Origin of the sequence: Oceaniglobus trochenteri (assembly GCF_020529025.1) — a bacterium.
Classification (GTDB): domain Bacteria; phylum Pseudomonadota; class Alphaproteobacteria; order Rhodobacterales; family Rhodobacteraceae; genus Oceaniglobus; species Oceaniglobus trochenteri.
This window is the reverse complement of record NZ_JACNMM010000005.1, coordinates 1-13,320: the sequence shown is the minus strand read 5'-3', so window position 1 is coordinate 13,320 and position 13,320 is coordinate 1. Positions and strand designations below refer to the sequence as shown.

13 protein-coding genes are annotated in these 13,320 nt (G+C 66.7%); 7 read left to right on the top strand and 6 right to left on the bottom strand.

Annotated features, from left to right (window positions below; translation table 11 throughout):
• Positions 1–38 precede the first annotated feature (38 nt).
• The 4 genes from H7828_RS09525 to H7828_RS09510 form a co-directional block, all read right to left on the bottom strand.
• Positions 39–875 (bottom strand): arginyltransferase, encoded by an 837-nt coding sequence (locus H7828_RS09525; protein WP_226780801.1) that lies wholly within the window; start codon positions 873–875, stop codon positions 39–41.
• A 60-nt stretch (positions 876–935) separates the two neighbouring features.
• The gene (locus tag H7828_RS09520; protein ID WP_226780800.1) at positions 936–1,406 is read right to left on the bottom strand and encodes an RDD family protein; all 471 of its coding nucleotides are present in this window, start codon (positions 1,404–1,406) and stop codon (positions 936–938) included.
• Between the two features lie 60 nt (positions 1,407–1,466).
• Positions 1,467–1,886: a DUF2852 domain-containing protein gene (locus tag H7828_RS09515; protein WP_226780799.1), complete on the bottom strand. Its 420-nt coding sequence runs from the start codon at positions 1,884–1,886 to the stop codon at positions 1,467–1,469.
• Positions 1,887–1,996: 110 nt separating this feature from the next.
• Positions 1,997–2,467, bottom strand: coding sequence for a YbaK/EbsC family protein (locus H7828_RS09510; protein ID WP_226780798.1), 471 nt, complete (start codon positions 2,465–2,467; stop codon positions 1,997–1,999).
• A gap of 80 nt (positions 2,468–2,547) precedes the next feature.
• Between H7828_RS09510 and H7828_RS09505 the strand changes: the two genes are divergently transcribed.
• Both H7828_RS09505 and H7828_RS09500 read left to right on the top strand, forming a co-directional pair.
• Positions 2,548–5,340 (top strand): bifunctional [glutamate--ammonia ligase]-adenylyl-L-tyrosine phosphorylase/[glutamate--ammonia-ligase] adenylyltransferase, encoded by a 2,793-nt coding sequence (locus tag H7828_RS09505; protein ID WP_226780797.1) that lies wholly within the window; start codon positions 2,548–2,550, stop codon positions 5,338–5,340.
• A gap of 33 nt (positions 5,341–5,373) precedes the next feature.
• Positions 5,374–5,646: a hypothetical protein gene (locus H7828_RS09500; RefSeq protein ID WP_226780796.1), complete on the top strand. Its 273-nt coding sequence runs from the start codon at positions 5,374–5,376 to the stop codon at positions 5,644–5,646.
• A gap of 230 nt (positions 5,647–5,876) precedes the next feature.
• Here H7828_RS09500 and eda read toward each other — a convergent pair whose 3' ends face one another.
• A complete protein-coding gene (gene eda / locus H7828_RS09495; protein ID WP_226780795.1) occupies positions 5,877–6,521 on the bottom strand; it encodes a bifunctional 4-hydroxy-2-oxoglutarate aldolase/2-dehydro-3-deoxy-phosphogluconate aldolase in 645 nt (214 codons plus the stop codon).
• Positions 6,522–6,846: 325 nt separating this feature from the next.
• Here eda and H7828_RS09490 point away from each other — a divergent pair, with 325 nt between their 5' ends.
• Together H7828_RS09490 and H7828_RS09485 are read left to right on the top strand one after the other, a co-directional pair.
• Complete coding sequence (locus H7828_RS09490; protein ID WP_226780794.1) at positions 6,847–7,521, top strand: hypothetical protein; 675 nt, start codon at positions 6,847–6,849, stop codon at positions 7,519–7,521.
• 67 nt (positions 7,522–7,588) lie between these two features.
• A complete protein-coding gene (locus H7828_RS09485; RefSeq protein WP_226780793.1) occupies positions 7,589–8,914 on the top strand; it encodes a surface lipoprotein assembly modifier in 1,326 nt (441 codons plus the stop codon).
• 13 nt (positions 8,915–8,927) lie between these two features.
• Here H7828_RS09485 and edd read toward each other — a convergent pair whose 3' ends face one another.
• Entirely contained in the window at positions 8,928–10,733 is a 1,806-nt protein-coding gene (edd, locus tag H7828_RS09480; RefSeq protein WP_226780792.1) for a phosphogluconate dehydratase, read from the bottom strand.
• Positions 10,734–10,969: 236 nt separating this feature from the next.
• Between edd and H7828_RS09475 the strand changes: the two genes are divergently transcribed.
• From H7828_RS09475 to H7828_RS09465, 3 genes are read left to right on the top strand one after another with little or no spacing between them, the layout of a single operon-like run.
• Positions 10,970–11,116, top strand: a complete 147-nt coding sequence (locus tag H7828_RS09475; RefSeq protein ID WP_226780791.1) for an RSP_7527 family protein — start codon at positions 10,970–10,972, stop codon at positions 11,114–11,116.
• Positions 11,117–11,157: 41 nt separating this feature from the next.
• Complete coding sequence (locus H7828_RS09470; RefSeq protein WP_226780790.1) at positions 11,158–12,363, top strand: RSP_2647 family RNA methyltransferase; 1,206 nt, start codon at positions 11,158–11,160, stop codon at positions 12,361–12,363.
• Complete coding sequence (locus H7828_RS09465) at positions 12,360–12,899, top strand: RSP_2648 family PIN domain-containing protein (protein WP_226780789.1); 540 nt, start codon at positions 12,360–12,362, stop codon at positions 12,897–12,899. Before H7828_RS09470 ends, H7828_RS09465 begins: the two co-directional genes overlap by 4 nt.
• The last annotated feature ends 421 nt before the right edge of the window (positions 12,900–13,320 follow it).

Here is a 13,320-nt window from a genome sequence, read left to right as displayed (position 1 = left end):
CCCGCCCTTGCCCCCGACGCACCGCTGGCGGGGGCGCCTCAGCGCGTGCGGGTGGGGCGGGTGTCGGGCAGGTGGATCTGTGCCACCTGTTCGGCAATGGGATCGGTGGAAAGCGGGTGCAGCTCCGAGGAATAATCCTTCGGGTCACGCATCTTCTGCCATTGCCCGCCGACATAGACCTCAAGCCCCGAGAATTTGGCCTTGTAGCCCATCTTGGGGCTGCCGGGCACCCAATAGCCCAGATAGACATAGGGCAGCCCGGCATTGCGGGCGATTTCGATATGATCGAGGATCACGTGGGTGCCCAGGCTTTCGGCCGGCGTGTCGGGGTCGTAGAAGGAATAGACCATCGAAAGACCGTCGGCCAGAACGTCGGTCAGGCAGACGGCGGCCAGTTCGCGGTTGCGCGGGCTGTGGCCGGGGCGGGAATATTCGATCACCCGGCTGCGGATCGGCGTTTCCTCGATCATCGCGGCGAACTCGAAGATATCCATGTCGGCCATGCCGCCGGTGGCGTGGCGGCTGTCCAGGTATTTTCGGAACAGGGCGAACTGGTCTTCGGTCGCCCAAGGCGAATTGGCCGAGCGTGTGAGGTCGGCGTTGCGGCGCAGTACCCGGCGCTGGGTTCGGGTGGGGGTGAAATCCGCCACCCTGACCCGGGCCGACAGACAGGCCGAACATTCGGCGCAGGAGGGCCGGTAAAGCACGTTCTGCGACCGGCGGAACCCCTGCTGTGACAGCGCGTCGTTCAGCGTTTCGGCATATTCGCCCTGAAGAGCCGTGAACAATTTCCGCTCCATCCGCCCCTCGAGATAGGGGCAGGGCTGGGGGGCGGTCACATAGAATTGCGGCGCAAGGGGCAGGGTGTGGCGCATGGGGCTCCGGTGGTCGGTTCGCGGCAGGTTAGCAACGGATTTCGCTTCCGCCAAGCCCCTTCAAAACCGCCGTTCCTCGGCCGCGCGGTTGATGGCCGCGGTGCCCATGAGATGGTCGGTCAGGCCCTGGGCGCGCGCCGTGGTCAGCATCAGCACGATCGAGATCAGTTGCAGCGGAAAGACCGCCATGGAAACGAAATAGCACAGCGTGTGCATGAAGGCGCTGCCCAGGTCCATGCGTTCGCCCCGCGCGGTGCGAAATTCGATCGCCATCAGGCGCATGCCGGGGGTGGCCGACCGGTTGGTCAGCGCGATGACCCGGTACATGAAGCTGAGCGTGGCAAAGAGAAGCGGCAGGAAGAACAGCCCGATGAACAGTGTCAGCGGCAGGGTCAGCAGGGTGAGAAGCGTGATCAGGATGATGTCGATCAGCCAGGCGAAGAAGCGCTTCGACGGCACATCGGCATAGAAGGCCTGTTGGCTGTCGGGGTCGGGAAGGCCCCAGTTGGCTTGGGTGTCGGCGTGGCTCATCTTGGGTCGGTCCTTTGTCGGTGTGATATGGCCCGCCCGGTCGGGGGCGGGCCATCGTGGTCAGGCGTCGATCGGCTCGGCGTCGCGCTTGGCGGTCTTGCCGGCGCGGTCGTCCATGAACTGGTCGAACTCGGCCTTGTCCTTGGCTTCGCGCAGGCGCTCCAGAAATTCCTGGAAGGCGGCCTGTTCGTCTTCCAGGCGGCGCAGGGTTTCGGTCTTGTAGGCATCAAAGGCGGTATTGCCCGAGCTGCGATAGGCATTGGTGCGCCCGGCAAAGCGGGCCCGGCTGCGACAGGATTTGCTGAACATGCGTTTGCTCCAGATCATGTAGGCAAGAAGGGCCAGGCCGACCGGCCAGAAGAAGATGAACCCGAGGACCATGACGGCGATCCAGGCGCCTTTGCCCTTGTCGTCCAGCCAGCCTTCGGTGCGCGCAAACCACGACATGGCGGTTTGGGGGGTATCTGCAAGGGTACTCATGTGGTCTCCGTTTCGTTCGGGGTTGATGTAAACTGCTTTCACATTACCAAGATCGGCATTCGGTGCCCGCTCTTCAAGGGGTAATGTGAATATTGTTTACATTGACGATATCACCCTGTGAAATCAGCCACTTGCGCCTGCGTCAGTCGCAAAAGATCCTGTGGCGAAATCGAAAAGATATGGCGCGGTGTCCCCGCTGCGGCCCAGATGACCGGAAAATCCGACAGCCGCGGGTCAAGGAAGGCGCGGATCGCCGTCAGGTGCCCGACGGGTGAGACGCCGCCGATGGCAAACCCCGTCTGCGCGCGTATCAGCGCGGCATCTGCCTTGCCCAGGGGCGCGCCGACAAGGGCGCTGGCCTTGGCGTCATCCACGCGGTTGCCCCCGGCGGTCAGGAACAGCACCGCGCGCCCCGACGCTTCGTCGCGAAAGACGATGGATTTGGCGATCTGGTCAATCTCGCAGCCCGCCGCCTCGGCCGCCTGCTGGGCGGTGCGGGTTTCGGCCGCCATTTCGACAATCTCGCTGGCAACCCCTGCCGCTTCAAGTGCCGCGCGTACCCGTTTCATGCTTTTGCTCATGTGGTTTCCCTGTCTGCCTCCCTGCATCCGGCGCGGCATGCACCCTTGACCGCACCCGCGCCATGACCGACCGTTGCCAGATGACATTTGCCAACGCAATCACCCGCACGCCACGCCCCCATGACCGCGACCGCGCCGACGAGGTGCGCGGCCTGTTTTCCGACCAGCCGCCCGAGCTGCGCGCCCTGCTGCGTGGAACGGCGGGATGCAGCCCCTATCTCAAGCAGCTGATGGAGCGCAACGCCGACTGGCTGCGCGAAGCGCTGAGCGTTTCGCCCGACACGGCTTTCGACACCCTGATGCGCGATACCGCCGCTCTGACCAACGGCGACCTGCCCAGGGGGTTGCGCGAGGCCAAGCAACGGGTGGCGCAGCTGATCGCGCTGGCCGATCTTGGCGGCGCATGGTCGCTGGACCATGTCACCGGGGCGCTGACCCGCTTTGCCGACCTGGCAACCGACCGCGCCCTGCGGGCCTGCGTGGCGCAGCAATTCGCCCGTGGCAAGCTGCCCGGCGTGGCGGAAGCCGATCTTGAGGTGGCGGGCGGGCTGTGCGCCCTGGCCATGGGCAAGATGGGCGCCGGAGAGCTGAACTATTCCTCGGATATCGACCTGATCTGCCTGATCGACGAAACCCGGTTCGACCCCGACACCTTTCTTGAGGCGCGCCCCGGTTTCGTGCGGGCCACCCGTTCCATGGCGGCGCTGCTGTCGGATGTCACCGGCGATGGCTATGTCTTCCGGACCGATCTGCGCCTGCGCCCCGACCCCTCGGTCACCCCCGTCGCGCTGAGCATGGAGGCCGCCGAGCGGTATTACGAAAGCCTGGGCCGCACCTGGGAAAGGGCCGCCCATGTCAAGGCCCGGCCCTGCGCGGGCGATATCGCGGCGGGCGACAGGTATCTTGACCACCTGCGCCCTTTCGTATGGCGCCGCCATCTTGATTTCGCCGCGATCCAGGATGCCCACGACATGCGCCTGCGCATCCGCGATCACAAGGGGCTGGGTGGCCCGATCACCCTTGAAGGGCACAACATGAAACTGGGGCGCGGCGGCATCCGCGAGATCGAGTTCTTCACCCAGACCCGCCAGATCATCGCGGGCGGGCGCGACCCGTCGCTTCGGGTGCGGGGCACGCTGGACGGGTTGGCGCGGCTTGTCGCGGCCCATTGGGTGGACCGGCGCACCGCCGAATCCCTGTCCGACGATTACCGCTTCCACCGCGAGGTCGAACACCGCCTGCAGATGATCGCCGACGCCCAGACCCACGAACTGCCCACCACCCCCGAGGGCTTCGACAGGCTGGCCGCCTTCATGGACCGTGACACAGCCGACCTGCGCGACGAACTGGTCGAACGCCTGTCGCGCGTTTCGGGCCTTTCCGAGGACTTCTTCGCGCCGAATGCCACCCAGCGCAGCGGCCCCAGCCTGAGCGAGGATCAGGCCGCCATCGTCAAACGCTGGCGCACATATCCGGCCCTGCGCTCGGCCCGCGCGCAGGAGATTTTCGACCGGCTGCGCCCCGACCTGCTGCGCCGGTTGGGCGAAAGCGGCGATCCCGATCAGGCGCTTCTGCATCTTGACGGCTTCCTCAAGGGCCTGCCAGCCGGCGTTCAGCTTTTCTCGCTGTTCGAGGCCAACCCCCAACTTGTCGACCTGGTGGTGGATATTGCCGACACGGCGCCCGATCTTGCCGCTTACCTGGCCCGCAACGCCGGGGTGCTGGATGCCGTTCTGGGCGGTGCCTTCTTCGCGCCATGGCCGGGGCAGGCCGGGCTTGACGATGATCTGGCCGCCCGCCTGGCCGAGGCCGAGGATTACGAGGCGCAGCTGGATACCCTGCGCGCCTGGGCGAAAGAGTGGAAATTCCGCGTCGGCGTGCATCTGCTGCGCGGCTTGATCGACGCCGCCGAAGCGGGCCGCCAATACGCCGATATCGCGGGCGCGGTCCTGAAGGGCGTCTGGCCCCTTGTGGTGGACGAATTCGCCGAAAAACACGGCGCCCCCCCAGGGCGCGGGGCGATGGTCATGGGGATGGGCTCGCTCGGGGCGCAGCGGCTGAACGCGGCGTCCGACCTGGACCTTATCGTGATCTATGACGCCGATGGGCAGGAGTCGTCGCAGGATGCCCGCCGCCCGCTGGTGACGCGCACCTATTTCGCCCGCCTGACACAGGCGCTTGTCACCGCCCTGTCGGCGCCCATGGCCGAGGGGCGGCTCTATGAGGTCGACATGCGGCTGCGCCCCTCGGGGCGGCAGGGGCCGGTGGCCACGTCGTTGGCGGCCTTCCGCGAATATCAGCAGAACGAGGCCTGGACATGGGAACACCTGGCCCTGACCCGCGCCCGCCCCATTGTCGGCGATACGGGGCTTTGCTCCGATGTCGAATCCTTCCGCCGCGAGATCGTCGCGCAGCCGCGCGACCGCGCGGCGATGCTGCGCGATGTGGCCAACATGCGCGCGCGCCTTGCCGCCGCCCGTTCGCCCGGCGGCCCGCTGGATGCGCGTGCCGGGGCAGGGCGGTTGCAGGATATCGAACTTGCGGCCTCGGCCTGTGCGCTGCTGGCCGGGTCTGACAGTGCCGACGTGGGCGAACAGTTGCAGGCGGGCAAGGCCGCCGGGGTCATCGACGCGGCGGCCTGCGAAACCCTGTCGAATGCGTCGCGCGATCTATGGGCGCTGCATGCGGCGGCGCGGCTTCTGTCGACCGGCACGCTGCCACTGGACAAGCTGGGCACCGGGGGCGTCGCGCTTCTTCTGCGGGGCACCGGCGCCAGCGATCTTGACGCCTTCATCAAACAGGTCGCCCTGCTGGCCGAGGCGGCGGCGGAATGTGTCACGGATCTGGTTGGCAAGCCCGACGAACCGTCCTAAGCCCGCCGGGACATATCAGGATAGGCTCCGCAAATGGAAAGCAATGCCGCCGACCCCAAGGGTCTGATCCGCGAAAGTTACCGGATCGACGGAATCCGCCCGGAAGAATGCCGGTCGATCTTCCTGGACTGGGCGCTTTCCCTGGCCGAGGGCGTGGAAACGAAAACCGCGATCGCCGGGCTGTTGCAGCAATATGAAGCGGCCAATCCCGACCACCCCATGAACCAGGTCCTGCGCGATGGACTGGCGGCCGCAAAGGCAACGGGGCGCCGGGGCGGACGCGCAGGCCGCGTGGCGCAGGGATAATCAATTCCGGCTATTTCGCGAATAGGTTGATATTCTATTAACTAAAATCAACCCATGGTTGAATTGCGCGATTGCCCCTGTCCGCTTGGCGATTGGGGAAATCGCGGGCGAAACGTCGCGGTTTTCACTGAAGCTCATTCGCCGTATTTCCCGCAGCCAATCCGGCCGGCTGCAATTCGCGTTTCAACGCGCCGGGCCGGGCGCGTTGAAACGGGTGGCGTTTTTCAACGTCAGTCGCGGCTCAGCGCGGCGGCCTCGCGGGCCAGTGCCTCGATCCCGGCCCAGTCCTTTGAATCGACAAGGTTTTTCGCCACGACCCAGCTTCCCCCGACGCAGAGCGTGTTGGAAAGGGCAAGGTAGTCGCGCACCGTCTTGGGGGTGATGCCGCCCGTCGGGCAGAACTTGACCTGCGGGATCGGCCCGCCGATGGCCTTCAGCGCGGGTGCGCCGCCGTTCGCTTCGGCCGGGAAGAACTTCTGGGTCGTATAGCCACGCTCAAGCAGGGCCATCGCCTCGGACGAGGTGGCCGCGCCGGGCAGCAGCGGCAGGCCGGCCTCTTCGCAGGCGTCCAGCAGGCGGTCGGTCGCGCCGGGGGACACGCCGAAGGTGGCGCCCGCATCCACGGCGGCCTGCACATCGGCCGGGGTCAGCAGGGTGCCGGCCCCCACGACGCCGCCGTCTACCTTGGCCATCTCGCGGATGGCCTCCAGCGCGGCGGGGGTGCGCAGCGTGACTTCAAGTGCGGGCAATCCGCCCCGCACCAGCGCGCGCGCCAGATCCTGCGCGATGGCCGCATCGTCGATCACCATCACCGGGATGACAGGGGCAAGACGGCAGATTTCGGCGGCCCGTGCCGAGGCGGTTTCAGGTGTCATGGACGTGGTTCCTTGCATGGGGATTTCTGTTGGCGCCGTCATAGCGCAGGGGCCGCGCCCTGTCGACACTGCCGGGCGGTGCGGATGACAGCCATTGTCACCAAGCCCTTGTATTTGTCACTTGCCAAGTCGCAGGACATTGAACAAATTCGGATTCGGACGGGTCGGCAATTCAATTCGGATTGCCGTGTCCCGTTCCACGAAGAACGAAAGACCTTTCTGTGATGGGTTTGTAATTTCTGATTGTACGAAGCCCCGCCATTTCGCGGGATGAACGGTCTTTCTTTATTCCCCCTTTCGGGGAAGCAACAAGGGAAGTGAGTAGATGACGAGAAATAGAGTTTCCACCGTACTGCGCCTTGGTGCCGGCCTGATGGCCGCAACATCGCTGAGCGCCTGTCTTGGCAGCGGCTCGGGTGGCGGCGGTGGCGGTGGGGGTGGCCCCGTGGACGTGACCCAGTATGACACCAACCTGGAACGCGTGCGCGACATGATCCCGACCTCGGACATGCAGACCACCGGGACGGCCTCCTTCAGCGGCAACACCTACCTCGAGCCGGTCGATGGCACCACCGGCCACATCATCGGCGACGTGAACATCGATGTCGATTTCGCCGCCGCCAACGATGCCGCGATCTCGGGCACCGCGAACAACTTCCGGGGCGTTCTGGATGGCGAGGACGTGGCCATGGAAGGTGAACTGTCGACCGGCCCGCGCTTCCCCTCGGCCTTCGTGAACGACGATATCGCCGTTCCGGTCCCGCCAGGGGGCCCGATTCCGGGTGCGCCCGCCACGGTTCGCCCGGGTTCGGCCTCGATCGCGATGTATGGCGATATCGTGGACGAAGGCGACACCTCGACCGTGCTGCTTACCCTTGGCGGCAACTTTGTCGGCCCCGGCGGCCAGGCCCTGCACGGTCCGGCCCTGCTTCAGGAGATCACCGGCACCAGCGTGGCCGAACGCGCGGCTTCGGGCACCTTCTACGTCGAGCGGGATTGAAACCTGAACTGATGAACACGGGGCGGGGCCAGTGCGGGCCCGCCCTTCGCCGGGAATTCCGCAAGACATGACATTCAATTCCTTCAGGCGATTTGCGCCATCGGCCCGGTTCGCCCCGGTGTTGCGCGGGCTGGTCCTGTCGCTGGCCCTGCTGGGCGGGGCGGCGCAGGCCGGGCCGCTGGAAACCGCCGAAACGCTGGTGGCCAACCGCCACCCCGCCGAGGCGCTGGAAATCCTGTCGCGGATCGAACCGACACCGCAGACCGCCATCCGCCTCGCCTGGGCCAGGGCGAACGCGCATATCCAGCGCAATGAACCCCGCGCAGCGCTGCCCTATCTTGAAACCCTGGTGCGCGCCCGCCCCGCCGAGGCGCGGTTCCGGCTGGAACTGGGCCGGGTGCTGTTCCTGTTGCAACAGGATGACCGGGCGAAGTTCCATTTCGAACGCGCCAGCGCCGCGCCGCTGACCGCCTATCAACGCAAGGCGGTGGACGGGTACTTCGATGCCATCTCGCGCCGCAGCGCCACGACGACATTCCTCAGCTTCGGCATCCGTCCCTCGAACAACCCGGGCAAGCGCACCTCGGCCACCACGGTTGAAATCGTCGGCGGGCTGCCTGTCACGCTGAACCCGGATGCACGGGCCATGTCGGGCACGGCGCTGACCTTCGGGGGTGGCGTGGTGATGCGCCCAAGCCTGGGGCAGGATCTGCGCGCCCGCTTCAGCCTGAGCGGCGAGGCCGAGCTTTACGACAGAGGGGCCGAGGATGCGCTGACGCTGTCGGGCGAAGGCGGGCTTGAGTGGTTGGGCGACCGGGGGCGCGTCTTCGGGTTTGGCCTGCGCCATCTGCACCGCTTTGATGACGGCACCGGCAGCTACGGCGAGGATGGCGTCTACCTGTCGTTCTCGGGCAATGTCGGGCGGGCAGGGCAGTTGAGCCTGCGGCTGGATCACGGCTATCGCGATTACGACGACCGCTCCGGCTCCGACGGAAAGCGCACGCGCGCCTTAGCCCGCTACAGTTTCGCGGTGTCGCCAAGGTTGGCCCTGCGCACCTCGCTTGAATGGGAAATGATCGGCGCGGTTGACACCCACCTTCGCAACGAACGCGCCGAGGTTTCGGTCGGGGCCAGTTACGGGTTCGAAGGCGGGCTGGTTCTGGGCCTTGATCTTGGCCGCTCGCGCACCCGGTATGACGGGATTTCGCCGCTGTTCGGCGCCGCCCGGGCCGATGATCTTACGACCCTTGGCGCGCGGCTGCACCATCGTTCGTTCGTGGTACAGGGCTTTGCACCGGTTCTCGACCTGCGGTTCGAACGGAACGACAGCACCCTGCCGTTCCATTCCTATCGCAACACCGGCGTTTCCGTGGGGCTAACGCGCGAATTCTGACGGGGGCGCGTGGTCAGACCACCACACCGGCCCCGTCGCTCGCCAGGCCCACGTTCTGGCGGAACACCTCGAACAATTCGCGCCCCACGCCGTGGCTGTTGGCGCTGAGATCCGCCGTCACCGGTTCGCGGCTGTCCAGATCGACGCCGACCACCTCAAGCGTGCCGGCCACGGCATCCACCCGCACCACATCGCCGTCGCGCAACCGGGCCAGCGGCCCACCCAGCGCCGCCTCGGGCGAAACGTGGATCGCCGAGGGCACCTTGCCCGAGGCCCCCGACATGCGCCCGTCGGTGACAAGCGCCACCTTAAGCCCCCGGTCCTGCAAGACGGCAAGGGTGGGGGTCAGCGAGTGGAGCTCGGGCATGCCATTGGCGCGCGGCCCCTGAAAGCGCAGAACCACCACGGTATCCTCGGTGAATTCGCCCCGCTGGAAGGCGGGCTTCACGTCGCGCTGATCGTGGAAGATGCGGCAGGGCGCCTCGACGATGTGACGCTCGGGGGCGACGGCGGAAACCTTCATCACACCCCGGCCAAGATTGCCCTTCAGGTCCTTCAGCCCGCCGGTCTTCTGGAAGGGGTCGGCGGCCGGGCGAAGGATCTTGTCGTTGTGGCTTTCGCGCGGTCCTTCGCGGTAGCGCAGCGCGCCATCGGTGATCTGGGGCTCTTGCGTGTATTGGGCCAGGCCCTCACCGGCGACGGTTTTCACGTCGGCGTGCATCAGCCCCGCGTCCAGCAATTGCCCGATCATGAACCCCAGGCCCCCGGCGGCATGGAAATGGTTTACGTCGGCCAGGCCATTGGGATAGACCTTGGCCATCAGCGGCACCACCTCTGAGAGGTCGGCGAAATCGGCCTGGTCCAGGATCACCCCCGCCGCCCGGGCCATGGCGGGCAGGTGGATCAGAAGGTTCGTCGACCCGCCCGTGGCCATCAGCCCGACCATGCCGTTGACAAAGGCCTTCTCGTCCAGAATTTCCGACACGGGCCGGTAATCGTTGCCAATGGCGGTGATGCGCAGCGCCGTCTTCACACCTTCGTCGGTCAGCGCGTCGCGTAGCGGCGTGCCCGGATTGACGAAAGAGGCGCCCGGCAGGTGCAGGCCCATGAACTCCATCAGCATCTGGTTGCTGTTGGCCGTGCCGTAAAAGGTGCAGGTGCCGGGGCCATGATAGCTGGCCATCTCGGCCTGCATCAGGGCATCGCGCCCGACCTCGCCGGCGGCGAACTGCTGGCGCACCTTCGCCTTCTCGTCGTTGGGCAGGCCGCTGACCATGGGCCCGGCGGGCAGGAAGACCCCGGGAATATAGCCGAAGGTGGCCGCGGCAATCACCAGCCCCGGCACGATCTTGTCGCAGACGCCAAGATAGACCGCCGCATCGAATGTATTGTGCGACAGCGACACACCGGTGGCCAGCGCGATCACGTCACGCGAAAACAGCGAAAGCTCCATTCCCGCCTGGCCCTGCGTCACGCCATCGCACATGGCGGGCACACCACCGGCAACCTGGGCAGTGCCGCCGGCGGCACGGGCGGCGGCGCGGATACGTTCGGGGTAGGTTTCGAAGGGCTGATGGGCGCTCAGCATGTCGTTGTAGGCGGTAACGATGCCCAGGTTGGGGGCGCGGGCGGCGGCCAGAGCGTCCTTGTCGGCCCCCATGGCGGCATAGGCATGGGCCTGGTTGCCGCAGGTCAGGTGGGCGCGGCGCGGCCCGTCCTCGGCGGCGCGCGCCATCCGGTCAAGATAGGTCGTGCGGGCGGCGCGGCTGCGTTCGATGATGCGGTCGGTAACCTTGGCGACGATTGGGTTCAGAGACATGTCCTGGCACCTTTCACGTTGTGGCTTGAAAGAAACGCGGCTGAGAGCGGCCGGGTTCGTTGCTGCCCTGCCTCTACAGCATGGTTAGCGCTAACAAAAGGGGGAATCGCCCGATGCCCCCCCCGATCCCTTGCGCGCCCTGCATGGCGGCCCTGCGACTTTGTACGTGGTGGCCTGCTGCGGTGCGGCATAACTAGACGACAGAGAATGCTGCACATGCACAACGAGGAAAGCAGATGACCTATAACACGTCCGAAATCGAAGCCCGCGCCCGCGCCCTGCGCGCCGAAGCCACCCGCGCCGGCCTGCGCGCCATGCGCCTCTGGATCGCCGCCCGGTTCAGCGCGCTGACCCATCCGCGCCGCCGCGCACAACACGGCTGACACCTCTTTTCGGCGCCGCAAATACGGGGTAGGGCAGAGCGATGGAACAGACCGAACCCACCCGACCCGTCGTGCGCCTTCTGCCCAAGACCGATCCCCGGCCCCTGCGCCGGGGCAGTCCCTGGGTGTTCGCCAATGAACTTGTCGTCGACCGGCGCACCGGCAAGCTTGCGCCGGGCACCATAGCCCAGCTTCAGGATGGCGAACGCCGCCCCCTTGGCACAGTCGCGGTGAACCCCGGCTCGAAGATCATCTGCCGGATGCTTGACCGCGACCCCGAGGCCGAGATCGACACCGCCTGGTTCGTCACCCGCCTGACCCGAGCGCTGGCCCTGCGTGACCGGCTGTTCGACACCCCCCATTACCGCCTGATCCACGCCGAGGCCGACGGTCTGCCCGGCATCGTGATCGACCGTTTCGGCGATGCCGCGGTGATTCAGCCCAACGCCGCCTGGGCCGAGGTGCATCTCGAACAGCTTACCCAGGCGCTCGTGGATGTTACCGGAGTCAGCGCGGTGGTGAAAAACGCCACCGGCCGCGCCCGCACCCTTGAAGGACTGGACGAGGAAACCGGCCTGCTGCGCGGTGCCATCGATGCGCCGATCCCGGTGCCGATGAACGGCGCCACCTACATGGCCGATCTGCTGGGTGGCCAGAAAACCGGGCTGTTCTTCGATCAGCGCCCCAACCACGCCTTCGCGGCCCGCCTTGCCCATGGCGCGCGGGTGCTGGATGTCTTCAGCCATGTGGGCGGCTTTGCACTGGCGGCCCTGGCCGCAGGCGCGCAGTCGGCGCTGGCCGTCGATGGTTCGGCCCCGGCGCTTGACCTGGCCGAACAGGGGGCCGCCTCCTCGGGCATGGCCGACCGGCTTACCACCCGCAAGGGCGATGCCTTCGAGGTGCTGACGGCCCTGGCTGAAGAGGGCGCCCAGTTCGACGTGGTGATCTGCGACCCGCCCGCCTTCGCACCCAACAAGCAGGCGCTCGAGGCCGGGTTGCGCGCCTATGAAAGGGTCGCTCGTCTGGCGACGCCGCTGGTGGCGCCCGGGGGTTTCCTTGGCCTCTGCTCCTGCTCCCATGCGGCGGATCTGGCGCGCTTTCGCGGCGCCTGCAATTCGGGCATCGGGCGGGCTGGGCGCGCGGCACAGCTGGTTCACACCGGCAGCGCGGGGGCCGATCATCCGCAACTGCCGCAACTGGCCGAGTCGGGCTATCTCAAGGCGCTGTTCTACCGGCTTGACGGGTGAAGATCCTGCTGGATGCCTGCGTGCTGTTTCCCACGGTGCTGCGGGAAATCCTGCTGGGCGTGGCGGCGCGGGGGGTTTACGAACCGCTCTGGTCGCCCCGCATCCTCGAGGAATGGGCCCGCGCCACCCGCAAGCTGGGCGAGGGGGCCGAGGTGATCGCGCGCGGTGAAATCGCGCTGTTGTCGGCGCGCTGGCCCAAGGCCGCCGTCACCCCGCGCGAGGGCGATCTGCGCCGCCTCTGGCTGCCCGATCCCGATGACGTCCACGTCCTTGCTGCCGCCATCGCCGGATCGGCCGACCGGCTGGTCACCTTCAACGCCCGCGATTTCCCTCGCCACACCCTGGCGGAAGAGGGCCTTTTGCGCCAGGACCCCGACCAGTTCCTCACCGCGCTGCACGCCGATCACCCCGATGCCGTCCGCGACACCGTGAAGGCAGTCCACACGACGGCTCAGGTGCTGGCCGGCGAAGACCTGCCCCTGCGCCCACTCCTCAAACGCGCCCGCCTCCCGCGCCTGGCCCGCACGCTCGCCTGACTCTTTCTTGCGAAAAAACTCCGGGGGAGTCGCCCGCCAGGGCGACGGGGGCAGCGCCCCCAGCCCGGTTGTCCCCGGTGAAATCCCGCCGAAATCTGAAGACCAGATATCGTCTGAGCGACACGCAAGGCTAGTGCACTCGCGTTTCGAGAAATCGGTGCAGCAACTGCTTTACCCGTTTTCGAACCGGCCTTCTGGGGCGCCACCGAGATGTACGCGGCGCCTCAACCCCAGGGCGGAGGTTCGTCTGCAAGCGCTCGCCCAAAGACATTCTCGCGATGCCAGCGCAGGTTCGTATCCCTGCGGCGGAGGCCGTCTGACGGGATTTCGGCGTCGGTGCTAAGTCCGACCTTATGGCCGACCATAAGTTCAGACCCGAGATCGAAGTCCTCTCTGCTGCGGATGTGCCGCGTCGGCGATA